We start from the raw sequence: 23201 nt of genomic DNA, 5'->3' as shown, positions 1-23201 counted from the left end.
TTTCCTGCCTTATCCATTCGCGGTGCTCACCGCTTCCTTGTACACCGAGGTGTGGGTTTGTATCAGTTCCAGCGGGGCGCGGCGCCCGGCCAGGTATTCGTCCACGCATTGCAGCACGGTGGGGCTGCGGTGACGGTCGGCGCAGGCGGCCAGTTCGTCGCGCGTCAGCCACATGGTGCGCAAAATGCCTTCGTCCAGCGGACGGTCATGCCTGGCGCCCGGCACGCCGCAGAAGGTGAAGCGCAGATACGTCACTTCCTCGCCGGTGCGGTTGGAGGTGTAGCGCGACATGTACATGCCCACCAGCGCGGTCGGCGTGAAGTCGTGCGCGGTTTCCTCCAGCGTTTCGCGGATCACGGCCTGCTCCAGCGATTCGTGCGGGTCGAGGTGACCGGCCGGCTGGTTGATGCGGATGCCATCGCTGGTCTCTTCTTCGATCAGCAAGAATTTGCCATCTTTTTCGACGATGGCGGCAACAGTAACAGAGGGTTTCCAGATACGCGGCATGAGTCATCCTTGAAAGAGCCGACATTTTAGCCTGTTCCGGGCATTTGGTTTGAACCCGCCGTCGCCGAAAGATGGGTTCGTATTGAAAAATCGCAAGGTTTGTTGTGTTAATCCGTGTTTGACTGGGCGTTTTGCGCCAAATTCAGTGTTTTAGCGGCAATTCATGATAAATAGTAATAAATGATGTGATAAAACCGCTATTTATTGATCATTAGTTATTAAGTATGCTGGGGCCATCGAGGGGCGATGCTGTCCCGGCAATCCGTGTTAGATTCTAGTCAGTTTATCAATCCTTTGGAGGCACCATGAGAGTAGGCATACCGGCCGAGACGCGGCCGGGCGAAACCCGGGTAGCGGCAACGCCCGAGACAGTCAAGAAACTCGCAGCCAAGCATCAAGTGATCGTGCAAGCCGGCGCCGGGCTATCGGCATCGGTCACCGACGAGGCCTACGCGGCCGCAGGTGCGCAGATAGTCAGCGCGGCGGAAGCCTTTGCTGCGGACGTGGTTTTGAAAGTGCGTGCCCCGAATGCGGAGGAGCGTGGGTTGCTCGCCGCCGGCACGGTGGTGATCGGCATGTTGAATCCCTTCGACGCCGACAACAACGCGGCGATGGCGGCGGCCGGCTTGCAGGCCTTCGCGCTGGAGGCGGTGCCGCGCATCACGCGCGCGCAGTCGATGGACGTGCTGTCGTCGCAGGCCAACATCGCCGGCTACAAGGCGGTGATGGTGGCGGCCAACACCTACCAGCGCTTCATGCCGATGCTGATGACCGCGGCCGGCACCGTCAAGGCGGCGCGGGTGCTGATCATGGGCGTGGGCGTGGCCGGTCTGCAGGCGATCGCCACGGCCAAGCGCCTGGGCGCGGTGATCGAGGCGTCCGACGTGCGGCCGCCGGTCAAGGAGCAGGTCGAGTCGCTGGGCGCGAAGTTCATCGACGTGCCGTTCCTGACCGACGAGGAGAAGGAAATCGCCAAGGGTGTGGGCGGCTATGCGCGCTCGATGCCGGCCGACTGGATGCGCCGTCAGGCGGAGCTGGTGCATGAACGCGCCAAGCTGGCCGACATCATCATCACCACCGCGCTGATTCCGGGCCGCGCGGCGCCGGTGCTGATTTCCGAGGAAACCGTGAAGGCGATGAAACCGGGTTCGGTGATCGTCGACCTGGCGGTGTCGCAGGGCGGCAACTGCCCGCTGTCGGAGCTCAATAAAACCGTGGTCAAGCACGGCGTGCACATCGTCGGCGAGCCGGACCTGGCGACGCTGGTGGCGGCCGATGCGTCGGCGCTGTACGCGCGCAACGTGCTGGACTTCCTCAAGCTGATCATCGACAAGGAAGACAAGTTGGTGATCGACCGCGAAGATGAAATCATCAAGGCCACGCTGCTGTGCACCGGCGGCGAGCTGCTTAGAAAATAATAGGGGAATCAATCATGGAAGTGAGCCACACCATCATCAATCTGATCATCTTCGTGCTAGCGATCTATGTCGGCTACCACGTGGTCTGGACCGTGACGCCGGCGCTGCATACGCCGCTGATGGCGGTCACCAACGCCGTCTCGGCGATCATCATCGTCGGCGCCATGCTGGCGGCCTCGCTGACCGAGGGCCTGATCGGCCAGGTCGCCGGCACCGTCGCGGTGGCGCTGGCCGCCGTCAATGTGTTCGGCGGCTTTTTGGTCACGCAGCGCATGCTGGAGATGTTCAAGAAAAAAGAGCCCAAGGCGAAGCCTGTCGCGGCGGCCATCAAGGAGGAGCACGCATGAATTTCATCTCCATGAACCTGGTGACGATGATGTACCTGATCGCGTCGGTGTGCTTTATCCAGGCGTTGAAGGGCTTGTCGTCGCCATCGACGGCGCGTACCGGTAATGCGTTCGGCATGTCGGGCATGGCGATTGCCGCCGTGACCACCATCGCGCTGATCCTGAAGCTGAAGGCGGAAGCCACGGCGGCAGCGGTGGCGGGCGCCTCGGGCGGCATGGGCCTGGGCCTGGTGGCGCTGGGCGTGATCGTCGGCGGCGGCATCGGCGCGGTGCTGGCCAAGAAGGTCGAGATGACCAAGATGCCGGAACTGGTGGCGGCGATGCACTCGCTGATCGGTTTGGCCGCCGTGTGTATCGCGGTGGCCGCGGTGTCGGAGCCGCACGCCTTCGGCATCGCCGCCGTCGGCGAGGCGCTGCCGTTCGGTAACCGCATCGAGCTGTTCATCGGTACCTTTGTGGGCGCGATCACGTTCTCCGGTTCGGTGATCGCGTTCGGCAAGCTGTCGGGCAAATACAAGTTCCGCTTGTTCCAGGGCGCGCCGGTCAGCTTCGCCGGCCAGCACATGCTGAACCTGATCCTGGCCATCGTCATGGTGGGCCTGGGTCTGGCGTTCTGCTTCGCCGGCGGCACCGAGCCGGCCTGGCTGCCGTTCCTGGTCATGACCGCGATCGCGTTCGTGCTGGGCGTGTTGATCATCATCCCGATCGGCGGCGCCGACATGCCGGTGGTGGTGTCGATGCTGAACTCGTACTCGGGTTGGGCGGCGGCGGGCATCGGCTTCTCGCTGAATAACTCGATGCTGATCATCGCCGGTTCGCTGGTCGGATCAAGCGGCGCGATCCTGTCCTACATCATGTGCAAGGCGATGAACCGTTCGTTCTTCAACGTGATCCTGGGCGGCTTCGGCGGCGCGCCGGTGGAGGCGGGTGCGGCTGGTTCGAAGGAGCAGCGTCCGGTCAAATCCGGTTCGGCCGACGATGCGGCCTTCATCATGGCCAATGCGGAAAGCGTGATCATCGTGCCGGGCTACGGCCTGGCCGTGGCGCGCGCGCAGCACTCGCTGAAGGAACTGGTCGAGAAGCTGACCCACAAGGGCGTGACCGTGAAGTACGCGATCCACCCGGTGGCGGGCCGCATGCCGGGCCACATGAACGTGCTGCTGGCGGAGGCCGAGGTGCCATACGACCAGGTGTTCGAGATGGAAGACATCAACGGCGAATTCGGCCAGACCGACGTGGTGCTGATCCTGGGCGCCAACGACGTGGTCAACCCGGCCGCCAAGGATCCGAAATCGCCGATCGCCGGCATGCCGATCCTGGAGGCGTACAAGGCCAAGAGCATCATCGTCAACAAGCGTTCGATGGCTTCCGGCTATGCGGGCCTGGACAATGAACTGTTCTACCAGGCCAATACGATGATGGTGTTCGGCGATGCGAAGAAGGTCATCGAGGATATGGTCAAGGCTGTGGAGTAAGGTTGGTTCATAATTTGTGAATGGTCCGTTGGTATTTGGCCGATTGATGGTGGGGTTGATGAAGCATACGATGGCTACATCAACCCACCTCAAGGAGTCTCACCATGAACCGCTTACAAAACAAAGTCGCCATCGTCACTGGCGCATCGTCGGGCATCGGCCGCGCCACCGCCAAGCTGTTTGCCGCTGAAGGCGCGCGCGTTGTCGTTGCCGCGCGCCGTCAGGCCGAGCTGGAGTCGCTGGTGGCGGAGATCGTCGCCGGCGGCGGCCAGGCCATCGCGCTGGCCGGCGATGTCACTTCCGAAGCGTTCAATGCGCAACTGGTGACCGCCGCAGTTGAAGCGTTTGGCCGTCTGGACATCGCTTACAACAACGCCGGCACGCTGGGCGAAATGGGCGCCACCACCGGCGTCTCGGAGCAGGGCTGGAGCGAGACCATCGCCGCCAACCTGACCAGCGCCTTCCTCGGCGCCAAGCATCAAATTCCTGAAATGATCAAGCATGGCGGCGGTTCGGTGATCTTCACTTCAACCTTCGTCGGCTACAGCTTTGCCTTCCCGGGCGTGGCGGCTTATGCGGCCAGCAAGGCGGGGCTGATCGGCCTGACGCAGGCGCTGGCTTCGGAGTACGGCCCGCAAGGCGTGCGGGTGAATTCGGTGCTGCCGGGCGCGGTCGATACGGCGATGTATCGCGATATGAACAACACGCCGGAATCGGCTGCCTTCGTCACCAACCTGCATGCGCTGAAACGCGTGGCGCAGCCGGAGGAGCTGGCGCGCTCGGTGCTGTACCTGGCTTCGGACGACTCGTCCTTCGTCACCGGCACCGCTTCGCTGGTCGATGGCGGCGCTTCGATCACGCGCACTTAATAGGCTACGTCTTCCAGGCGGTAGCGGAATTTGCGCCGCTCTGGAAGATCCCAGCCCGGTTCGCGGTCGGTGTTTCGGGCCGGAGCCGAGGGCGGTGACGCCACCGCTGGTGCTGGTGCGGAGACCGGCGCCGGCGTCAGTTCGGTCACCGGCATCGGCAGCGGAGCGGCGGCGGTCGGCGGCGGCTTCTGCGCACTCTCTTTTTCCTGCTTCGCCAGTTCTTTGCGCAGCAGGTTCGCCATCTTGTAATGCTTGTCGCCAGGACGGCGCACCGACAAGTCAAACCACGCGTTGCGCGCGGTGCGTGCGAACGAGCGGGCAAACTCGTTGGGGGAGACGGACTGCCCTTTGTGCATGATCTTGTCTCCTTCAACGCAAGCGTAGTTGTGCTCACCGTAGCTCCATGAGCGCAGGACCGTGCCTTCCGGCAGAAACAGCGATTTCCATTGATAGCCGCGCATGTTGGCCGGGTCGCCACCGGGCGGTAGCGAGGTCTTCGCGTCAAGCCAGAATTCGAGCGCCTTGTTGATCGCCTCCGAAAGGTCTTGTACGCCGCCCTCCCGGCGTAGTTGCTCGACCAGCCGGAGCAGGGTATGGGGTGGGAGCTGCACGCTCATTGTGGTAAACATTCGCCTTCCTCCTCTCTTTTCTTCGCTTTTACTCACGTTAGATCGCAAACTTCGCGAGAAGTTCAAAAAACGATGAGTGGTGAAGAAAAGCGAAGAAAAGCGAAGCCGAAAGCGACGGTTTACCACAAGGAGATGGAAAGGGCACCCCCTGTGTGTATTCTCAGGTCAACTTCGCTCAAGTCAGCGGCGGCCGTACATCATCAGCTCGGCCAGCACGCCGCGCGCGGGGGCGACCATGTCGATGGCGGCCAGCGACAGGCCCAGCAGCGCCTGCGCCGGCGAGTCGTTGGCGAAGATGCGGGCCATGGTGTCGGTCAGGCGCACGGTGGTGTCGCGGTCCCGGCGGCGCAGTTCGGTGAATTGCGCCAGCATCGCCGGATTCGCGCCTTGCGCCAGCAGGCGCGCCAGTACGGCGACGTCGCGCAGGCCGAGGTTCAGGCCTTGTCCCGCCACCGGGTGCAGCGTCTGCGCGGCGTTGCCGATGGCGACCGTGCGCGCGCTGCTGCGCGGATCGGCGTTCAAGCCCAATGGGAAGGCCAGCCGCGGCGAGGCGTGCGTGAAGCTGCCGACCCGCTCTCCAAACGCGGCGCCCAGTTCGGCCAGGAAGGCCGCGTCGTCCAGGGCTTGCAGGCGCGCCGCAGTATCGGGGCGCACGCACCAGACCAGCGAATAGTCCTCGCCTTGCGGCAGCAGTGCCAGCGGGCCTTGTTCGGTAAAGCGTTCGTAGGCGCGGTGCGCGATCGGGCGGCTGCTGCGTACCTGCGCGATGATCGCGGTTTGCTGGTAGTCGCGGTGCCGGGCCTTGCTTTCCTGGTCGCTGAACAAGCCGCCTTCGGCCTGCACCACGATGGCGGCCGTGGCGGAGGCCGCGCCGGCGATCGTCAGCGCGACGGCGTCGGCGCCTTCGTCGATGGCTTCAACGCGGGCCGGGCGCAGCGTGGCGATGCCGGCGCGCGCGCAGACCGCGCCCAGCGCCGTCACCAGATCGCCGTAGCGCAGGACGTAGCCGAGCGCCGGAAGTTGGTGCTCGTCGCGGTCGATCAGGCTGCGGCCGAACTGGCCGCGGCGCGACACGTGGATCTGGTGGATCGCGGTGGCGGCCACCGGCCATGCGCCGATTTCTTCCAGTATCTGCCGGCTGCCCCACGACAGCGCGATCGAGCGCGGGTCCTTGCTAGCTTGCTCCAGCGTCTTGGTGTCGATCAGCGCGATGCGCTGCGCCGGCGTGCCGCGTTTGGCCAGCAGCGCGGCGAGCGCCATGCCGGCCGGTCCCGCGCCGCAGATGGCGACATCAAAAGTTGTATCTGTCATTGCTGTTGCATCAGTTGTTCGATCTCCGCGACCGTCTTCGGCGCGGCGGCGCTCAGCATAGTGTGGCCGTTTGGCGTGACCAGCACATCGTCCTCGATGCGGATGCCGATGTTCCAGTATTCCTCCGGCACGCCTTCGGCCGGGCGCACGTAGATGCCCGGCTCCACCGTCAGCACCATGTCCGCCCGCAGCGGGCGCGATGGCTTGCCTTCGGCCGCCGTGTCGCGGTACTGGCCGACGTCGTGCACGTCCATGCCCAGCCAGTGGCCGGTGCCGTGCATGTAGAACTGCAGATAGCTCTTGTTGGCGACGATGTCGGCGATGCCGCCGTGCGCATCCTGGTTCAGCAGACCCAGGTCCAGCATGCCCTGCGCCAGCACCTGCACCGCCGCCTCGTGCACGCCGGCATACGGCAGGCCGGGGATGATCGCTTGCAATGCCGCCGATTGCGCCGCCAGCACCAGTTCATACAGGCGCTTTTGCGGCGCGCTGAAACGGCCGTTGACCGGATAGGTGCGGGTGATGTCGGAGGCGTAGCCATCGAGCTCGCAGCCGGCGTCGATCAGTATCAGGTCGCCGTCGCGGCTCTGGGCGTTGTTGGCGCTGTAGTGCAGCACGCAGGCGTTGGCGCCCGCCGCGACGATGGAGTTGTAGGCCGGCGCCTGCGCGCCGTTGCGGCGGAACTCGTACAGCAGCTCCGCTTCGATTTCGTATTCGTACATGCCGGGCCGCGACGCGCGCATCGCCCGCGCGTGCGCCTGCGACGAGATGGTGGCGGCGCGCAGCATGGTGGCCTGTTCGTCGGCATCCTTGAACAGGCGCATTTCGTCGAGCAGCGGCAGCAGGTCGACCGCGCTGGCCGGCGGGGTGACGCCGGTGCGCGCCATGCGCCGCACGTTGGCCAGCCACAGCTTGACCTGCGCATCGACGGCGCTGCCGAGCGCGTAGTACAGCGCCGGCGCGTCGGCCAGCAGCTTGCTGATTTCGCCGTCGAGGTCTTCGATGGCGTGGGCGGCGTCGAAGCCGAAGGCCGCGCGCGCGCCTTCCGGGCCGTGGCGGAAGCCATCCCAGATTTCGCGTTCGAGGTTCTTCTGCCGGCAGAACAGGATGGAGCACGCCGGCTCGCTGCCGCGCGCGGCCACCAGCACCAGCACGCTCTCGGGCTCGGCGAAGCCGGTCAGGTAGTAGAAGTAGCTGTCGTGGCGGTACAGGTATTCGCTGTCGCTGTTGCGCGTGACTTCGGGCGCGGTCGGCAGCACCGCCACTGCGCCGGGAGGCATGTGCGCCAGCAGGCGCGCGCGGCGGGCGGCGTAGCTGTGCATCACTGCACGCCCTTGGCGGCCGGCACGCGCGTGGACAGCGGCGCGTTGAGCTGCTCGAGCTGCTGCACCGTGCCCAGGTTGTGCCACTCGCCTTCGTAGACTTCGGCGCCGACCTGTTTTTTGTCGGCGTAGGCGCGGATCAGCGGTCCCAGCTTGGCGTATTCGCCGGGCGCGATGCCGTCGAACATTTCAGGGCGGTAGACGCCGACGTTGCCGAAGGTCCATTTCGGCGAGCCTTCGTTGATCAGCGTGTACATCGTCAGGCCGAAGTCGCCCTCCGGATGGAAGTCCGGATTGGGCACCAGGTAGAGCCAGCAGATGTCGCGCTGGTCGGCCGGGTAGGGATGGCCCCACATGTCCTTGTCATGCAACACGTCCTTGACCTGGGCGAAGTCGAAGTAGGGCATGTAGATGTCGCCCGACACCGCCACGAAGGGCTCCTCGCCCAGCAGGTGGCGCGCGGTGGCGATGCCGCCGGCGGTCTCCAGCGCGGTGGCCTCGTGCGAGTACAGCAGCCGGGCGCCGAACTGGCTGCCGTCGCCCAGCGCCGCCTCGATCTGCGCGCCCAGGTGGGCGGTGTTGATGACGATCTCGGTGATGCCGGCCCGCACCAGGTTGAGGATGTGCCAGACGATCAGCGGCCGGCCGCGCACCTTGAGCAGCGGCTTGGGCGTGGTGTCGGTCAGCGGGCGCATCCGCTCGCCGCGTCCGGCGGCGAAGATCATGGCTTTCATGCGCGCCGCCTCAGAAGGTGTAGCCGACTTGCGGCTGCTTGTCTTCCAGCTGGTCGAGCAGACGCACCAGCGGCCGCAGCTCCTTGTAGCGGTTGGCGGTCTTGCGCACGTAGTCCATCACGGTCGGCAGGTCGTGCAGGTACTGGGCCTTGCCGTCGCGGTAGTTCAGGCGGCAGAACAGGCCGAGGATCTTCAGGTGGCGCTGCAGGCCGGCGTATTCGAAGTCCTGGTAGAAGGCGTCGATGTCCTGGCTGACCGGCAGGCCGAGCGACTTGGCGTGCTGCCAGTAGCGGATCGCCCAGTCCAGCACCAGTTCCTCGTCCCACTGCACGTAGGCGTCGCGCAGCAGCGAGGCCAGGTCGTAGGTCATCGGGCCGTACAGCGCGTCCTGGAAGTCCAGCACGCCCGGATTGCCGGCGTCCATCCACATCAGGTTGCGCGAGTGGAAGTCGCGGTGCACATACACCCGCTGCTGGGCGGTGACGTTGGCCAGGATGGCGTCGAACACCGCCTGCAGCTCGGCCGCCTGCTGGTCGCTCAGGGTGGCCTTCAGGTGCTGGCCGATGTACCACTCGGGGAACAGCATCATTTCGCGCAGCATGAAGGCGCGGTCGTACTCGGGCAGCACGCCGGGCTCGCTGGTGAGCTGGAACTTGACCAGCGCCTCGAGCGCCTCGGCGTACATGGTCGAGGCGTTGTCGTGGTCCAGCACCTGCAGGTAGGTGGTCACGCCCAGGTCGGACATCAACAGGAAGCCGCGCTCGTAGTCGGTGGCGACGATGCGCGGCACCGTGACGCCCGCGTGCGTGAGCATTTCGTCAAGCTTGACGAAGGCCAGCACATTCTCGCGCTCGGGCGGCGCGTCCATCACCACCAGGGTGGCGCCCAGCGCTCCTTGTTGATCGGGCAAGACATCGACGCGGAAATAGCGGCGGAAGCTGGCGTCGGCCGAGGCCGGACGCGCGCTGGCGACGTCGACCACGTTCAAGGTGGCCAGCCAGGCGGTCAGCTGCTGCAGGCGCAGGTCGGGCACGGCGCCGGAAGATGTATCGGAAGTTAAATTCTGTAATAAAGACATTAAGCGAGCCCTGGAAACCGGTGTTGGGTGAAGATTCCCATATAATAAGGGATTCAAATCAAAAAATCGCCTGCTATGGTGTTTCCTCCCTTCTTTTCATGAGTCGCATGCGCTGGCTACCGGCCCCCCCCACCTCCTCGCAACGCTGGGCTTACGCCCTGACTGCCCTCGTCACCGCCACGGCGGTGCCCAGCTACGCCCAGAGCGTGCCGCCGAAGGCGCGCGCGCCCCGCGTGGAGGACAAGAACGCGGTGACCACCATCCAGGCCGAGGACATCAGCGGCCGCCCGGAGCGGGAAATCACGCTTGAGCGGGACGCCGAGCTGGTCAAGGACAAGACCCGCGTCAAGGCCGATACCGCCTGCTACCGCCAGGTCGAGGACGAGGTCGAGGCCCAGGGCCATGTCAAGATCTGGCGCTTCGGCGACTATTTCACCGGCGACGAGCTCAAGCTGAACATGGACAGCGGCAAGGGCTATATGCTCAACCCCACCTACCAGCTGGAGGCCAACCACGCCCAGGGCAAGGCCGAGCGCATCAACTTCATCAATGAAGACGAGGCGGTGGTGGTCAACGGCACCTACAGCACCTGCCAGGGGCCGAACCCGGACTGGTATCTGCGTTCGAACACCCTGAACCTGGACTCGGGCCGCGACGTCGGCACCGCCGGCAAGACCATCGTCTACTTCAAGGACGTGCCGATCCTGGGCACGCCGGCGATGTCGTTCTCGCTGTCGGGCGCGCGCCGCTCGGGCTGGCTGTCGCCGATGCCGGGCTTCGGCTCCAAGGGCGCCGCCGAGCTGACCGTGCCGTATTATTTCAACATCGCGCCCAACCGCGACTTGACGGTGTACCCGAAGATCATCCCGCGCCGCGGCTTCCAGCTGGGCGCCAACGGCCGCTACCTGGGCGAAACCAGCGGCGGCCTGTACCAGGGCGAGACCTATGTCGAGTACCTGCCGCACGACAAGCAGTACCTGCCGGCCACGCCGGGCGGCTCGACCGACCGCTGGAGCATCCGCTCGAGCCACGCCCAGGACCTGTCGAAGGACTGGTCCTACGGCTGGAGCTTGCGCGCCGCCTCGGACAACAATTATCCGAATGATTTCTCCAAGACCGTGTCGAGCTCGACCGAGCGCCAGCTGCTGCGCGAGCTGCGCACCGACTACCATGGCGAGTTCTGGGCCCTGACCGCGCGGGTGCAGAAATACCAGGTGCTGCAAGACCCGGAATCGACGGTCGATCCGTCGCTGTTCGTGTCGCGCCCCTACGATCGGCTGCCGGCGATCAACCTGCACGCCGCCCAGTACGACGTGGCCGGCGGCTTCGACTGGGCCGTCGACAGCGAGCTGACCCGCTTCTACCACCCGACCCTGATCAACGGCACCCGCCTGGTGGCGATCCCGCAGGTCAGCTACCCGATCGTCGGCCCCAGCTACTTCGTCACGCCCAAGGTCATGCTCAACCTGGCCAGCTACCAGCTCGACTCCTTCGGCACGCAGGGCTCGGAAAACCTGTCGCGCGTGGTGCCGACGTTCTCGCTCGACTCCGGCCTGGTGTTCGAGCGCGACATCAAGCTCGGCGCGCGCGACATGACGCAGACGCTGGAGCCGCGGCTGTTCTACGTCAACACGCCGTACCGCGACCAGAGCAAGTTCCCGACCTTCGACACCGACGCCGCGACCTTCAACTTCAGCCAGATCTTCAGCGAAAACCGCTTCGTCGGCTCGGACCGCATCGGCGACGCCAACCAGCTGACGGCGGCGCTGGTGTCGCGCTTCCTCGACTCGGCCGGCGCCGAGACGCTGCGCCTGGCGTTCGGCCAGCGCTTCTACTTCCGCGACCAGCGCGTGCAGCTGGCCTCGACCACCCCGGTGGTCGATTCGCGCTCGGACATGCTGCTCGCCGCCACCGGCCGCATTTCCGACACCTGGGGCTTCGACAGCGCCGTGCAGTACAGCCCCAGCGAGAGCCGGGTGGTGTCGGGCAGCTACACGGTGCAGTGGACGCCGGGCCAGAAGAAGGTGCTCAACGCCGGCTACCGCTACCTGCGCGGCAACTTCAAGAACGTCGAGCTGTCGAGCCAGTGGCCGATCTTCCAGCGCTGGTACGGCGTGGGCCGGGTCAGCTACTCGATGCAGGACAAGAAGATCCTCGAGAGCCTGGTCGGGCTGGAATACAACGGCGACTGCTGGGTGTTCCGCATGGGCGCGCAGCGCTTCGTGACCACCTCGACCAAGGCGTCGACGCCGATCTTCTTCCAGCTGGAGTTGAACGGCCTGTCGCACCTGGGCGTGGGCAACCCGCTCGAGGCGATGAAGAACAGCATTCCCGGTTATCAGCGTTTGAACGAAGGCTACGGCCGCTAAGGCCAGCCACCCCGGCGTCCGCCGCTGTTTCCAGGCGGCGGGCGCTTTTTGATCCTTTTACACCTGACTCATGAGCGTTCTTAAGATGAAGTTCGAAATGAAAATCCTCGCAGTCCTGTTGTGCACGGCCGCCCTGGGCGGTTGCAGCCTGTTCTCGAAGAAGCCGGCCCCGGCCGTCGCCCCGGTGGCCAGCGCCGCCCCGGCCGCCGCGCCGGCGCTCAACACCACGCCGGCCGCCGCCGCCAGCGCCAAGGCCGACGGCAAGGGCTTCCTGCCGCCGGGCGAGTCGGGCAATGTGGCGATCGACTCGATCGTGGTGGTGGTCAACGACGACGTCATCACCCAGCACGAGCTGGCCAACCGCATCAAGAGCGTGACCGCCCGCATGAAGGCGCAGAACGCGCAGATGCCGGACCCGGCCGACCTGCGCCGCCAGCTGCTCGAGCGCATGATCGTCGAACGCGCCCAGCTGCAGATGGCCAAGGAAATGGGCGTGCGGGTCGACGACCAGCAGCTCGACCGCGCCATCGGCCGCATCGCCGAGGCGCAGAAGCTGAGCGTGCAGGACTTGCGCAACCAGATGGAAAAGGATGGCACGCCGTACGCCGCCTTCCGCGAGGATATCCGCGAGGAAATCATCATGCAGCGCCTGCGCGAGCACGAGGTGGACGCCAAGATCCAGATCTCGGACGCCGAGGTCGACAGCTTCCTGGCCGCCGAGAAGGCCGCCGCCGCCGAGCAGTTCGAGATCAACATCTCGCAGATCATGGTGCGCATCCCCGACAACGCCACCGCCGAGGTGATCGCCCAGCGCCGCGCGCGCGCCGAGGAAGTGATGCGCCAGTTGCGCACCGGCGCCGACTTCGCCAAGATGGCCGCCACCTATTCCGACGCCAGCGACGCCCTGCAGGGCGGCGTGGTCGGCTGGCGCCAGCCCGAGCGCCTGCCGCCGGTGTTCGCCGAGGCGCTGACCAAGCTCAAACCGGGCCAGGTCACGCCCATCATCAAGAGCGTGGGCGCGTTCCACATCCTCAAGGCGGTCGACCGCCGCAGCCTGGCCGAGGCGCAAGCCGTGGCCGCGGTGCAGCAGTCGCACGTGCGCCACATCCTGATCAAGGTGACGCCGACCATGAGCGCGGCCGACGCCAAGCGCAAGCTGGCCGAACTGAAGGAACGCCTGGACAACCACGCCGCCAAGTTCGAGGACCTGGCGCGGCTGGTGTCGAACGACGGCTCGGCCGCCAAGGGCGGCGACCTGGGCTGGCTGTACCCGGGCGACATCGTGCCCGAGTTCGAGACGGCGATGAACAACCTGAAGATCGGCGAAGTGAGCCAGCCGGTGGAGACCAGCTTCGGCATCCACCTGATCGAAGTGTTGGAGCGCAAGAGCGACGACGTCTCGAAGGAGCGCGAGCGCAACACCGCGCGCCAAGCCATCCGCGAGCGCAAGGTCGAGGAAGCGGCGGAGAGCTGGCAGCGCGAAGTGCGCGACCGCGCCTACGTCGAGTACCGCACCGAAGACGGCGCCGCCGCCAAGTAAGTTCAACCGCAAGCAACCAGGGGAGCACGCGTGAGCGCCACTTTGCAAACCGGGCGCAGCGCGCTGCGCCCCGCGATCGCCGTCACCGTCGGCGAGCCGGCCGGCATCGGCCCGGAGATTTCCATCCGCGCCGCCTGGGCGCGCCGCCACGACGTCAATTGCGTGCTGCTGGGCGACGCCGCCTTCCTGGCCATGACGGCCGGCCAGATCGATCCCGAGATTCATTTGTCGGCGCTGTCGCTGCAGGCGGTGCGCAACGGCGGCCTGCCGCAGTTCGGTCCGGGCCGCATCAGCGTGATCGACGTGCCGCTGGCCGCGCACGTCGTGCCGGGCAAGCTGGACAAGGAAAACGGCCGCAGCGTGCTGGCCACGCTGGACGCCGCCATCGAAGGCGTGCGGGCCGGCTGGTTCCAGGCGGTGGTCACCGCGCCGCTGCAAAAGAGCACCATCAATGACGCCGGCGTGCCGTTCTCCGGCCACACCGAATACTTCGCCGACCAGAGCGGCGCCGCGCAGGTGGTGATGATGCTCGCCGGCCAGCCGCCGGCGCCGGCCGGGCGGCCGCTGCCGCCGCCGCTGCGGGTCGCGCTGGCCACCACCCATTTGCCGTTGAAGGACGTGGCCGCCGCGCTGACGCGGGACGGCCTGGCGCGCGTGCTCGACATCCTCGACCATGACTTGAAAGCCAAGTTCGGCATCGCCGCCCCGCGCATCCTGGTGTGCGGCCTGAACCCGCACGCGGGCGAGGGCGGCTACCTGGGGCGCGAAGAGATCGACGTCGTCGCGCCGGCCATCGCGGCGGCGCAGGCGCGCGGCATCGCCGCTACCGGCCCGTATCCGGCCGACACGCTGTTCCAGCCCAAATACCTGCAGCACGCCGACTGCGTGCTGGCCATGTACCACGACCAGGGCTTGCCGGTGCTCAAATACGCCACCTTCGGCCAGGGCGTCAACATCACGCTGGGCCTGCCGCTGATCCGCACCTCGGTCGACCACGGCACCGCGCTCGACCTGGCGGCGCGCGGCCTGGGCCTGGCCGACTGCGGCAGCATGGACGCCGCGCTCGACACCGCGCTGGCCATGGTCAACAGCCAGGCCGCCTCCTCCTCACCTCTCAAACAAGAACAACCATGAAACACGTCGCCCGCAAACGCTTCGGCCAAAATTTTTTACATGATAAATACGTCCTGTCCAGCATCACCGAGGCGATCGCCCCGGCGCCGGACGACGCGATGGTCGAGATCGGGCCCGGGCTGGGCGCGATGACCGAGCAGCTGATGCGCACCCTGAAGCAGATGCACGTGGTCGAGCTCGACCGCGACCTGGTGGCGCGGCTGGAAAAGACCTACAACCCGGCCAAGCTGACCATCCACGCCGGCGACGCGCTCAAGTTCGACTATGGCAGCATTCCGGTGCCGGCCGGGCAGAAGTTGCGCATCGTCGGCAACCTGCCGTACAACATTTCCAGCCCGCTGCTGTTCCACCTGGCGACGTTCGCGCCGCAGGTGCAGGACCAGCATTTCATGCTGCAAAAGGAAGTGGTGGAGCGCATGGTGGCCGCGCCGGGCAGCAAGACCTACGGCCGGCTGTCGGTGATGCTGCAGTGGCGCTACGACATGACGCTGCTGTTCGTGGTGCCGCCGGAGGCCTTCGATCCGCCGCCGAAGGTGGAGTCGGCCATCGTGCGCATGATACCGGTGGCGCAGCCGCTGGCGTGCGACGGCCCGACCTTGGAGGCGGTGGTGTTGAAGGCGTTCTCGCAGCGCCGCAAGGTGATCCGCAACTGCCTGGCCGGCATGTTCACCGAAGCGCAGATCGTCGAAGCGGGCATCGACCCGACCCTGCGTCCGGAAACCGTGGGCCTGGCGCAGTACGTGGCGCTGGCCAACCTGCTCAAGTAAGCAAGGCGGGGGTCAAGTCTGACATTCGGACACGGCCTCTGCCGTAGGCGCCGCCTACGGCAGAGCTCGTGTCCGAATGTCAGACTTGACCCCCGTGGGTTAGCGCAACAGGCGCTGCTCGGCGCGGTTGACGGCGTCGGCGGCGCCGCGCAGCACCACCACATCGCCCGCTTCCAGCACCAGCTCGGGCGTCACCTCCAGCCGGCCCTTGCCGCGCCGGATGCTGCTCACGACGGCGCCCGCACCGGCCACGTCGATCTCGCCCAAGGACTTGCCCACGCTGACCGCGCTGCCGCTCAGCGTGACCGAATGCAGCCGCTCCAGGTCGGCCTCCTCGCCGGCGTCGCTGGCGCCGTGGAAGTAGCCGCGCAGCGAGGCGTAGCGTTCCTCGCGCGCCGTCTGCACCCGGTGCACCACCCGCCGCAAGGGCACGCCCAGCATCACCAGCGCGTGCGAGGCCAGCATCAGGCTGCCCTCCATCAGCTCCGGCACCACTTCCGCCGCGCCGGCCGCTTTCAACCGGTCGAGGTCGGTGTCGTCGTGGGCGCGCACGATCACCGGCAAGGCCGGCGCCAGCTCGTGCACCAGGTGCAGCACCTTCAGCGCCGACGCCGTGCTGGCGTAGGTGATCACCACCGCGCTGGCGCGGTAGATGCCGGCCGCCACCAGGCTCTCGCGCCGCGCCGCGTCGCCGTAGGACACGTGGCGGCCGGCGCTCTGCGCCTCCTGCACCCGCTCCGGGTCCAGGTCCAGCGCGTGGTAGTCGATATGCTCTTCGCCCAGCAGGGTCGCCAGGCTCTGGCCGCTGCGGCCGAAGCCGCACACGATCACGTGCTTGTTGGTCGACATGGTGCGGCTGGCGATCTTGGTCAGCGCCAGCGACTGCATCATCCACTCGTTGCTCGACACCTTCATGACGATCTGGTCCGACTTGGAGATGATGAACGGCGCCACCAGCATCGACAGCACCATCGACGCCAGCACCACCTGGATGATGAACGGGTCCATCAGGTGGCTGCCGCCCGCCAGGTTCAGCAGCACGAAGCCGAACTCGCCCGCCTGCGCCAGCGCCAGGCCGGTGCGCATCGACACGCCGTCGGTGGCGCCGAACAGCTTGGCCAGGCCGGCGATCAGCGCGAACTTCAGCAGCACCGGCCCGGCCAGCAACACCAGCACCAGCCACCAGTGGGCCAGCACCATCTGCACATTGAGCAGCATGCCGATGGTGATGAAGAACAGTCCCAGCAGCACGTCGCGGAAGGGCTTGATGTCCTCTTCCACCTGGTGCTTGTATTCGGTTTCGGATATCAGCATGCCGGCCACGAAGGCGCCCAGCGCGAGCGACAGGCCGGCGCGCTCGGTGATCCAGGCCGCGCCCAGGGTGATCAACAGCAGGTTGAGCATGAACAGCTCCTGCGAGCGCCGCTTGACCACGATGGTGAACCAGCCGCGCACCAGCTTCTGGCCGAAGAACAGCAGCAGCGCCAGCACGATCACGGCCTTGACGCCGGCCCAGGCCAGGGTCTCGACCAGCGCGTCCGGCCGCTGGCCCAGCGAGGGAATCAGGATCAGCAGCGGCACCACGGCCAGGTCCTGGAACAGCAGGATGCCGATGATCTTGCGGCCGTGCACACTCTCCAGCTCCAGCCGCTCGGTCAGCATTTTCGACACGATGGCGGTCGACGACATGGCCAGCGCGCCGCCCAGCGCGAACGAGGCTTGCCAGCCGATATGGATGCTCGAAGGCAGTTGCGTGGCGATGGCCCAGCCGAACAGCATGGTGGCGACGATGGTCAGCACCACCTGCGCCATGCCCAGTCCGAATACGATGCGGCGCATGGCCATCAATTTGGGCAGGGAGAACTCCAGCCCGATGGAGAACATCAGGAACACCACGCCGAATTCGGCCAGCGAGTGGAAAGCTTCGCTCGACTCGGCCAGGCCCAGCGCGTGGGGACCGATCAGGATGCCGACCGCCAGGTAGCCCAGCATGGGCGGCAAATGCATCATGCGGAAAGCGACGACGCCGAGCACCGCGCTCCCCAATAACAACAATGTTAATTCCAAGGGTGAAAACGTCATATCAACATAGCCAGTAAATATAATTTCGTTGTTTGTGGGCCGGCGGGGGCGTTATGTTGTGACTGGCAAGTTTTTTGCTTTCTCAATTCGGCTATACTTGGGCATGAGTGTAACCCATGAAAAAACAATGCTGAAAGCTTTTGACGCAAATATGGCCGCGCATGCGTTGCGGCTGGCCCGCGACACCCTGCGGAATGAAGCGGAGGCGATCGCCGCCCTGAACGCCCGCTTGGCCACCGACGACAGCGTGGTGCAGGCCATCGAATTGCTGCTGAACTGCAAGGGCCGCGTGGTCGTGTCCGGCATCGGCAAGTCCGGCCATATCGGCCGCAAGATCGCCGCCACCCTGGCCTCGACCGGCACCCCGGCGCTGTTCGTGCACCCGGCCGAAGCGGCCCACGGCGACCTCGGCATGGTGACCGCCGACGATGCCTTCATCGCCATTTCCTACTCCGGCGAAAGCGCCGAGCTGATGACCATCCTGCCGGTGGTCAAGCGCATGGGCAGCAAGGTCATCGCCATGACCGGCAAGCCCGGCTCCAGCCTGGCCGGGATCGCCGACGTCCACCTGAACGTGGCCGTGGACAAGGAGGCCTGCCCGATGAACCTGGCGCCGACCACCTCGACCACCGTCACGCTGGCGCTGGGCGACGCCATCGCGGTCGCGCTGCTGGACCTGCGCGGCTTCAAGGAAGAGGACTTTGCCCGCTCCCATCCGGGCGGCGCGCTGGGCCGCCGCTTGCTGACCCACGTGCGCGACGTCATGCGCAGCGGCGACGCCGTGCCGAAAGTCACCGCCGACGTCAAGCTGACCGACGCGCTGTTGGAAATCACGCAGAAGGGCATGGGCATGACCGCCGTGGTCGACGCCGACGACAAGCCGATCGGCGTGTTCACCGACGGCGACCTGCGCCGCATGATCGAGAAGGTCCAGGACTTCACCAAGGTCGTGATCCGCGACGTGATGCACGCCAACCCGCGCAGCATCTCGCCGGAAAAACTGGCGGTCGACGCCGTGGCCGTGATGGAACAGTTCCGCATCAACCAGATGCTGGTGACCGACGCCGACGGCAAGCTGGTCGGCGCGCTGCACATCCACGACCTGACCCGCGCCAAGGTGATCTGATGACGGATTTGACTTATGTGGAACGCGCCGCGCGCGTCAAGCTGATGATCTTCGACGTCGACGGCGTGCTGACCGACGGCAGCCTGCACTACGGCGCCGACGGCGAGGCGCTGAAGACCTTCAACGTGCATGACGGCCTGGGCATCAAGCTGCTGCAGGAATCCGGCGTGCAGACCGCCATCATCAGCGCGCGCACCTCGCCGCAGGTGATCAGGCGCGCGGCCGACCTCGGCATCGGCTTCCTGCACCAGGGGGGGCACGACAAGCTGACGCCGTTCAAGGCGCTGCTGGAAAAGACCGGCCTTACCGCCGAGCAGGTCGGCTTTATCGGCGACGACGTGGTCGACCTGCCGATCCTGACGCGCGTCGGTTTCGCCGTCGCCGTGCCGAACGGCCGCGCCGAAGTGCTGGAGCGCGCCCACCACACCACGGTGGCCGCCGGCGGCCGCGGCGCGGTGCGCGAAGTGTGCGAGCTGCTGCTGCACGCGCAGGGCAGCTACGAGCGCGTGATGGCGCAGTTCCTGGTTTGACGAGGATAGTCCATGCGTAAAAAAACAGCCCATCGCTGGCAGCTCACCGTCATCATGATGGTCGGCGCGTTTGTCGCCGTCGGCAGCTTCTGGCTGGTGCAGGTGGTCAACCAGGCCGGCCAGGATGCGCAGGTGGACCAGCACCGCAACGAGCCGGACTACATCATCGACCGCTTCAGCATGGTGCGCATGAACAAGGCCGGCCAGCCGGCCTACATCATCTCCGGCGAAAAACTGACCCACCGGCCGGTCGACGATGCCTCCGACATCGACAAGCCGACTGTGCACAGCCTGTCCGGCGACCAGCCGCCGATGAATATCAATGCCGACACCGCCCATGTCGACCAGGGCAATACGCGCGTCAAGCTCAATGGTAATGTGAGCGTGGTGCGCCCGGCCGGGCCGCAAGCGCAGGCGATGCGCATGACCACGCCGGCGCTGACCGTCTACCCGGACGAGGAACGGATGGAAACCGCCAGCCCGGTGGCGCTGGAAATGGGCAACGCCACCGCCAACGGCATCGGCATGAAGGCCAATAACGCCACCCGCGCAGTGCAGCTGGGCGGACGCGGACAACTGACGATGCCGCCGCGCGCCGGCCATTGAGGAAACAATGATGATGAATGGAATGACGATGAAGAAACTGATACTCTCGGCGGCGATGTTGTTGCTGGCGGCCGCTGGGGCCCACGCGGAAAAAGCCGATGCCAACAAGCCGACCAAGATCGACTACGACGACCTGCAAATCGACGACGTCAAGCAGATCAAGACGCTGATCGGCAATGTCGTGCTGACGCGCGGCACCTTGCTGATGAAGTCGCCCAAGGCGGTGGTGACCACCGATCCGGAAGGCTATAACTTCGTCGTGCTGACCAGCACGCCGGGTACGCTGTCGACCTTCCGCCAGAAGCGCGACGGCGCCGGCGACCAGTGGATCGAGGGCGAAGCCGAACGCATCGAATACAGCGACAAGACCGACCTGGTCAAGCTGTTCTCGAAAGCCAGGGTGCGCCAGCTGGAAGGCCCGCGCATGACCAGCGAAGTCAACAGCGAGTTCATCTCCTACGACAGCCGCACCGAACATTTCGACGTCAAGAACAACGTCTCCGGCGTCAGCAAGCCGGGCGCCGGCCGCGGCACCATGGTGATCCAGCCGACCATCCGTCCGGCCGCGCCGGCGGCCTCTGCACCGGCCGCGTCGACGCCGCCGGCCACGGAGAAGTAAGCATGGAACCATCCTGCGGTAGCACCCTGATCGTGCGCGGCCTGCAAAAGACCTACGGCAAGCGCCAGGTCGTGCATGACGTGTCCCTGCAAGTCGAATGCGGCGAAGTGGTGGGCCTGCTCGGCCCCAACGGCGCCGGCAAGACCACCTCGTTCTACATGATCGTCGGCCTGGTGCCGTCGGACGCCGGCAGCATCGATATCAGCGGCACCGATATCTCCTCGCTGCCTATCCACCGCCGCGCCTCGCTCGGCTTGTCCTACCTGCCGCAGGAAGCGTCGGTGTTCCGCAAGCTGACGGTGGAAGAAAATATCCGCGCCGTCCTCGAAATCCAGAAGGTGGACGGCAAGCCTTTATCCAAGGCTGCCATTGATGAACGGCTCAATACCCTGCTGGCCGATTTGCAAATCGAAAAGCTGCGCGAAAACCAGGCGCTGTCGCTCTCGGGCGGCGAGCGCCGCCGCGTGGAGATCGCGCGCGCACTGGCGACCAACCCGCGCTTCGTGCTGCTCGACGAACCATTCGCCGGGGTCGACCCGATCGCCGTGATTGAGATCCAGCGCATCGTGCGCTTTCTCAAGGAACGCGGCATCGGCGTCCTCATTACCGATCACAATGTGCGCGAAACGCTGGGCATCTGCGACCGCGCATATATCATCAACCAGGGCACGGTATTGGCTTCAGGCCGGCCAGACGACATCATCGCCAACGAATCGGTGCGTCGCGTGTATCTGGGTGAACACTTCCGTATGTAAAACCCATGAAACAGTCTTTGCAACTGCGCACGTCGCAGCACCTCGCGCTGACACCTCAGTTGCAGCAGTCGATCCGGCTGCTGCAACTGTCGACGCTGGAGCTGCACCAGGAACTGGAACAGCTGCTGACCGATAATCCGCTGCTGGAGCGCCTCGACGACCCGCTGGACCGCTCGCTGCGGCTGCTGTCGGACGGCGCCATCAGCCAGCAAGCCCCGGTCGGCGACGCGCCGCCCGAAGGCCCGCCCAACGCCCAGGAGGCGCCGGCCGCCGACGCCGACAACTACGACGGCCCGGCCGCCGACACCGAAAGCACCAGCAGCGACGCCGACGTCGACTGGAGCGACGCCGGCCGCAGCAAGGCGCCCGACGACGAGGACTCGCGTCCGCAACTGGAGGCCAGCCACTGCACCCTGCGCGAACATCTGATGGAGCAGATGCGGGTGACGGTGCTGGAGATGCGCGACCGCGCGCTGGTCGAGCTGATCATCGACGCGCTGGACGAAAACGGCTACCTCGAGGAATCGCTGGAAGAGATCCTGGCCCGCCTGCCGGAAGAGCTGGAACTGGAGCTCGACGAATTGCAGACCGCCCTGTCGATGCTGCAAAGCTTCGACCCGATGGGCGTGGGCGCGCGCAACGCGTCCGAATGCCTGGCGTTGCAGATCAAGCGCCTGCCGGCCATCCCGATGGTCACGCGGCGCATGGCGCTGACGATTGTTGAAAATCATTTGACCTGGTTTGCCCAGCGCGATTTCAACAAACTGAAGAAGGCGCTGCTGTGCGACGACGAAGATTTGCGCGAAGCACAAACCGTCATCCGCCAGTGCAATCCGCATCCGGGGTCGGCGTTCGCGTCGGACGTGTCGGACTACGTGGTGCCGGACGTGATCGTCAAAAAAGCGCGCAACGGCTGGCAAGTGAGCCTGAACAACGACGTCATGCCGCGCCTGCGCGTGAACGCCATGTACGCCAACCTGCTCAAGCAGGGAAAAGGCGAGGGCGCGATGGGCGCGCAGCTGCAGGAAGCGAAGTGGCTGATCAAGAATATGCGCCAGCGTTTCGACACGATTTTGCGCGTCGCACAAGCGATAGTAGAACGACAAAAGAACTTTTTCTCCCATGGCGCCGTTGCCATGCGCCCCCTTGTGCTTCGCGAAATTGCTGATACACTGGGTCTACACGAGAGCACTATTTCTCGTGTAACAACTCAAAAATATATGCTGACCCCGCATGGCATGTTTGAGTTGAAATATTTCTTTGGTAGCCATGTCGCCACCGAAGCGGGGGGGGAAGCAAGTTCGACGGCGATACGCGCACTCATCGTGCAATTGACAGGAGCAGAAGACCCTAAAAATCCTTTATCCGACAGTAAGATTGCGGACATGCTGGGAGAACAAGGCATGGTGATTGCGCGACGCACTGTTGCCAAATATCGCGAAGCGTTGAAGATCCCGCCAGTCAGTCTCCGTAAATCTTTGTAGTTATTTGGTTCCTGCGCGCCCGGCGGTAATGGGCTCCGCACTAACCGTAAGAAGCGACATTATCTTTAGGAGTGTGTATGAATCTCACCATCAGTGGACATCATCTCGAAGTGACCTCGGCCATCCGTGAATACGTGCAGAACAAGCTGGAACGCGTCACCCGCCACTTTGATCAAGTGATTGATATTGCTGTCATCCTGACTGTAGATAACCTCAAAGAGAAAGAGAAACGCCAGAAGGCTGAAATCAACCTGCGCATGTCGGGCAAGACCGTCTACGTGGAAAGCCTGTCGCAGGACCTGTACGCCGCCATCGATACCTTGATCGACAAGCTGGATCGGCAGGTCATGAAGTACAAAGCCAAGGTCCAAGAGCACGGCCACGATGCGATCAAGCATCTCCCGGATAGCTACGAACCCGCTGCCGCCGCCCTATAACAACGGCCCCGGCACCATCCAACTAAGGGCGCAGAGGCGCCCTTTTTTGCGCCCGCAGTAAA

The 23201-nt window shown here is 65.2% G+C and carries 22 protein-coding genes; 15 read left to right on the top strand and 7 right to left on the bottom strand.

The features are described 5' to 3' along the window. Nucleotides 1-9: 9 nt before the first annotated feature. Entirely contained in the window at nt 10-507 is a 498-nt protein-coding gene (locus KVP70_RS34230; protein WP_229224761.1) for an NUDIX hydrolase, read from the bottom strand. Nucleotides 508-812: 305 nt separating this feature from the next. Between KVP70_RS34230 and KVP70_RS12120 the strand changes: the two genes are divergently transcribed. The 4 genes from KVP70_RS12120 (at nt 813) to KVP70_RS12105 (ending at nt 4616) form a co-directional block, all read left to right on the top strand. After that, a complete protein-coding gene (locus tag KVP70_RS12120; protein WP_217942468.1) occupies nt 813-1925 on the top strand; it encodes a Re/Si-specific NAD(P)(+) transhydrogenase subunit alpha in 1113 nt (370 codons plus the stop codon). Nucleotides 1926-1939: 14 nt separating this feature from the next. Next, on the top strand, nt 1940-2272 hold the full coding sequence (locus tag KVP70_RS12115) for an NAD(P) transhydrogenase subunit alpha part 2 (RefSeq protein ID WP_217942466.1): 333 nt from the start codon (nt 1940-1942) through the stop codon (nt 2270-2272). Then, entirely contained in the window at nt 2269-3747 is a 1479-nt protein-coding gene (locus tag KVP70_RS12110) for an NAD(P)(+) transhydrogenase (Re/Si-specific) subunit beta (RefSeq protein ID WP_217942464.1), read from the top strand. Before KVP70_RS12115 ends, KVP70_RS12110 begins: the two co-directional genes overlap by 4 nt. A 104-nt stretch (nt 3748-3851) precedes the next feature. Continuing rightward, the gene (locus KVP70_RS12105; protein WP_217942462.1) at nt 3852-4616 is read left to right on the top strand and encodes an SDR family oxidoreductase; all 765 of its coding nucleotides are present in this window, start codon (nt 3852-3854) and stop codon (nt 4614-4616) included. Here the strand turns inward: KVP70_RS12105 and KVP70_RS12100 are convergent. From KVP70_RS12100 to KVP70_RS12080, 5 genes are all read right to left on the bottom strand, one after another. Next, a complete protein-coding gene (locus tag KVP70_RS12100) occupies nt 4613-5245 on the bottom strand; it encodes a hypothetical protein (RefSeq protein WP_229224760.1) in 633 nt (210 codons plus the stop codon). The two genes, KVP70_RS12105 and KVP70_RS12100, sit on opposite strands and share 4 nt — an antisense overlap. A gap of 180 nt (nt 5246-5425) precedes the next feature. Next, the gene (locus KVP70_RS12095; protein WP_217942460.1) at nt 5426-6556 is read right to left on the bottom strand and encodes a UbiH/UbiF/VisC/COQ6 family ubiquinone biosynthesis hydroxylase; all 1131 of its coding nucleotides are present in this window, start codon (nt 6554-6556) and stop codon (nt 5426-5428) included. Further along, the gene (locus KVP70_RS12090; protein WP_217942458.1) at nt 6553-7878 is read right to left on the bottom strand and encodes an aminopeptidase P N-terminal domain-containing protein; all 1326 of its coding nucleotides are present in this window, start codon (nt 7876-7878) and stop codon (nt 6553-6555) included. The genes KVP70_RS12095 and KVP70_RS12090 overlap by 4 nt, the downstream gene beginning before the upstream one ends. Further along, nucleotides 7878-8612 carry an N-acetylmuramate alpha-1-phosphate uridylyltransferase MurU gene (murU, locus tag KVP70_RS12085; RefSeq protein ID WP_217942456.1) on the bottom strand — a complete coding sequence of 245 codons (735 nt, stop codon included), beginning with the start codon at nt 8610-8612 and terminating at the stop codon, nt 7878-7880. The genes KVP70_RS12090 and murU overlap by 1 nt, the downstream gene beginning before the upstream one ends. 10 nt (nt 8613-8622) lie before the next feature. Beyond that, on the bottom strand, nt 8623-9690 hold the full coding sequence (locus tag KVP70_RS12080; RefSeq protein WP_217942454.1) for an aminoglycoside phosphotransferase family protein: 1068 nt from the start codon (nt 9688-9690) through the stop codon (nt 8623-8625). A gap of 107 nt (nt 9691-9797) precedes the next feature. On the opposite strand from KVP70_RS12080, the gene KVP70_RS12075 reads away from it, so the two are divergent. The 4 genes from KVP70_RS12075 (at nt 9798) to rsmA (ending at nt 15500) form a co-directional block, all read left to right on the top strand. Then, a complete protein-coding gene (locus KVP70_RS12075) occupies nt 9798-12059 on the top strand; it encodes an LPS-assembly protein LptD (protein ID WP_217942452.1) in 2262 nt (753 codons plus the stop codon). Between the two features lie 97 nt (nt 12060-12156). Continuing rightward, on the top strand, nt 12157-13599 hold the full coding sequence (locus KVP70_RS12070) for a peptidylprolyl isomerase (protein ID WP_229224759.1): 1443 nt from the start codon (nt 12157-12159) through the stop codon (nt 13597-13599). A 30-nt stretch (nt 13600-13629) separates the two neighbouring features. Beyond that, complete coding sequence (gene pdxA, locus KVP70_RS12065; RefSeq protein ID WP_262311778.1) at nt 13630-14733, top strand: 4-hydroxythreonine-4-phosphate dehydrogenase PdxA; 1104 nt, start codon at nt 13630-13632, stop codon at nt 14731-14733. Next, on the top strand, nt 14730-15500 hold the full coding sequence (gene rsmA / locus KVP70_RS12060; protein WP_217942449.1) for a 16S rRNA (adenine(1518)-N(6)/adenine(1519)-N(6))-dimethyltransferase RsmA: 771 nt from the start codon (nt 14730-14732) through the stop codon (nt 15498-15500). Before pdxA ends, rsmA begins: the two co-directional genes overlap by 4 nt. A gap of 99 nt (nt 15501-15599) precedes the next feature. On the opposite strand, the gene KVP70_RS12055 is transcribed toward rsmA, so the two are convergent. After that, nucleotides 15600-17582, bottom strand: coding sequence for a monovalent cation:proton antiporter family protein (locus KVP70_RS12055; RefSeq protein WP_217942448.1), 1983 nt, complete (start codon nt 17580-17582; stop codon nt 15600-15602). Between the two features lie 127 nt (nt 17583-17709). Here KVP70_RS12055 and KVP70_RS12050 point away from each other — a divergent pair, with 127 nt between their 5' ends. From KVP70_RS12050 to hpf, 7 genes are all read left to right on the top strand, one after another. Further along, nucleotides 17710-18708: a KpsF/GutQ family sugar-phosphate isomerase gene (locus tag KVP70_RS12050; RefSeq protein ID WP_217942447.1), complete on the top strand. Its 999-nt coding sequence runs from the start codon at nt 17710-17712 to the stop codon at nt 18706-18708. Continuing rightward, complete coding sequence (locus KVP70_RS12045) at nt 18708-19238, top strand: KdsC family phosphatase (protein WP_217942446.1); 531 nt, start codon at nt 18708-18710, stop codon at nt 19236-19238. Before KVP70_RS12050 ends, KVP70_RS12045 begins: the two co-directional genes overlap by 1 nt. Before the next feature lie 12 nt (nt 19239-19250). Next, entirely contained in the window at nt 19251-19844 is a 594-nt protein-coding gene (gene lptC, locus KVP70_RS12040; protein WP_217942445.1) for an LPS export ABC transporter periplasmic protein LptC, read from the top strand. Between the two features lie 28 nt (nt 19845-19872). Next, the gene (gene lptA / locus KVP70_RS12035; protein ID WP_217942444.1) at nt 19873-20463 is read left to right on the top strand and encodes a lipopolysaccharide transport periplasmic protein LptA; all 591 of its coding nucleotides are present in this window, start codon (nt 19873-19875) and stop codon (nt 20461-20463) included. Between the two features lie 2 nt (nt 20464-20465). Further along, the gene (lptB, locus tag KVP70_RS12030) at nt 20466-21218 is read left to right on the top strand and encodes an LPS export ABC transporter ATP-binding protein (RefSeq protein ID WP_020704452.1); all 753 of its coding nucleotides are present in this window, start codon (nt 20466-20468) and stop codon (nt 21216-21218) included. A 5-nt stretch (nt 21219-21223) separates the two neighbouring features. Continuing rightward, nucleotides 21224-22702 carry an RNA polymerase factor sigma-54 gene (locus KVP70_RS12025; RefSeq protein WP_217942442.1) on the top strand — a complete coding sequence of 493 codons (1479 nt, stop codon included), beginning with the start codon at nt 21224-21226 and terminating at the stop codon, nt 22700-22702. A 77-nt stretch (nt 22703-22779) separates the two neighbouring features. After that, on the top strand, nt 22780-23139 hold the full coding sequence (hpf, locus tag KVP70_RS12020) for a ribosome hibernation-promoting factor, HPF/YfiA family (protein ID WP_026334892.1): 360 nt from the start codon (nt 22780-22782) through the stop codon (nt 23137-23139). Nucleotides 23140-23201: the final 62 nt, after the last annotated feature.

Origin of the sequence: Duganella violaceipulchra, from assembly GCF_019166075.1 — a bacterium.
Taxonomy (GTDB): domain Bacteria; phylum Pseudomonadota; class Gammaproteobacteria; order Burkholderiales; family Burkholderiaceae_D; genus Rugamonas; species Rugamonas violaceipulchra.
This window is presented reverse-complemented; position numbering and strand designations above follow the sequence as displayed.

What these genes read in the sequence shown, in the direction of transcription:
- lptB (WP_020704452.1), top strand. Translation starts at nt 20,466, where the DNA reads ATGGAACCATCCTGCGGTAGCACCCTGATCGTGCGCGGCCTGCAAAAG.
- lptA (WP_217942444.1), top strand. Translation starts at nt 19,873, where the DNA reads ATGAAGAAACTGATACTCTCGGCGGCGATGTTGTTGCTGGCGGCCGCT.
- KVP70_RS12055 (WP_217942448.1), bottom strand. Translation starts at nt 17,582, where the DNA reads ATGACGTTTTCACCCTTGGAATTAACATTGTTGTTATTGGGGAGCGCG.
- KVP70_RS12090 (WP_217942458.1), bottom strand. Translation starts at nt 7,878, where the DNA reads ATGCACAGCTACGCCGCCCGCCGCGCGCGCCTGCTGGCGCACATGCCT.
- KVP70_RS34230 (WP_229224761.1), bottom strand. Translation starts at nt 507, where the DNA reads ATGCCGCGTATCTGGAAACCCTCTGTTACTGTTGCCGCCATCGTCGAA.
- rsmA (WP_217942449.1), top strand. Translation starts at nt 14,730, where the DNA reads ATGAAACACGTCGCCCGCAAACGCTTCGGCCAAAATTTTTTACATGAT.
- KVP70_RS12110 (WP_217942464.1), top strand. Translation starts at nt 2,269, where the DNA reads ATGAATTTCATCTCCATGAACCTGGTGACGATGATGTACCTGATCGCG.
- KVP70_RS12025 (WP_217942442.1), top strand. Translation starts at nt 21,224, where the DNA reads ATGAAACAGTCTTTGCAACTGCGCACGTCGCAGCACCTCGCGCTGACA.
- hpf (WP_026334892.1), top strand. Translation starts at nt 22,780, where the DNA reads ATGAATCTCACCATCAGTGGACATCATCTCGAAGTGACCTCGGCCATC.
- KVP70_RS12120 (WP_217942468.1), top strand. Translation starts at nt 813, where the DNA reads ATGAGAGTAGGCATACCGGCCGAGACGCGGCCGGGCGAAACCCGGGTA.
- KVP70_RS12100 (WP_229224760.1), bottom strand. Translation starts at nt 5,245, where the DNA reads ATGTTTACCACAATGAGCGTGCAGCTCCCACCCCATACCCTGCTCCGG.
- KVP70_RS12115 (WP_217942466.1), top strand. Translation starts at nt 1,940, where the DNA reads ATGGAAGTGAGCCACACCATCATCAATCTGATCATCTTCGTGCTAGCG.
- KVP70_RS12095 (WP_217942460.1), bottom strand. Translation starts at nt 6,556, where the DNA reads ATGACAGATACAACTTTTGATGTCGCCATCTGCGGCGCGGGACCGGCC.
- KVP70_RS12050 (WP_217942447.1), top strand. Translation starts at nt 17,710, where the DNA reads ATGCTGAAAGCTTTTGACGCAAATATGGCCGCGCATGCGTTGCGGCTG.
- KVP70_RS12105 (WP_217942462.1), top strand. Translation starts at nt 3,852, where the DNA reads ATGAACCGCTTACAAAACAAAGTCGCCATCGTCACTGGCGCATCGTCG.
- KVP70_RS12080 (WP_217942454.1), bottom strand. Translation starts at nt 9,690, where the DNA reads ATGTCTTTATTACAGAATTTAACTTCCGATACATCTTCCGGCGCCGTG.
- murU (WP_217942456.1), bottom strand. Translation starts at nt 8,612, where the DNA reads ATGAAAGCCATGATCTTCGCCGCCGGACGCGGCGAGCGGATGCGCCCG.
- KVP70_RS12075 (WP_217942452.1), top strand. Translation starts at nt 9,798, where the DNA reads ATGCGCTGGCTACCGGCCCCCCCCACCTCCTCGCAACGCTGGGCTTAC.
- KVP70_RS12070 (WP_229224759.1), top strand. Translation starts at nt 12,157, where the DNA reads ATGAAAATCCTCGCAGTCCTGTTGTGCACGGCCGCCCTGGGCGGTTGC.
- KVP70_RS12045 (WP_217942446.1), top strand. Translation starts at nt 18,708, where the DNA reads ATGACGGATTTGACTTATGTGGAACGCGCCGCGCGCGTCAAGCTGATG.
- lptC (WP_217942445.1), top strand. Translation starts at nt 19,251, where the DNA reads ATGCGTAAAAAAACAGCCCATCGCTGGCAGCTCACCGTCATCATGATG.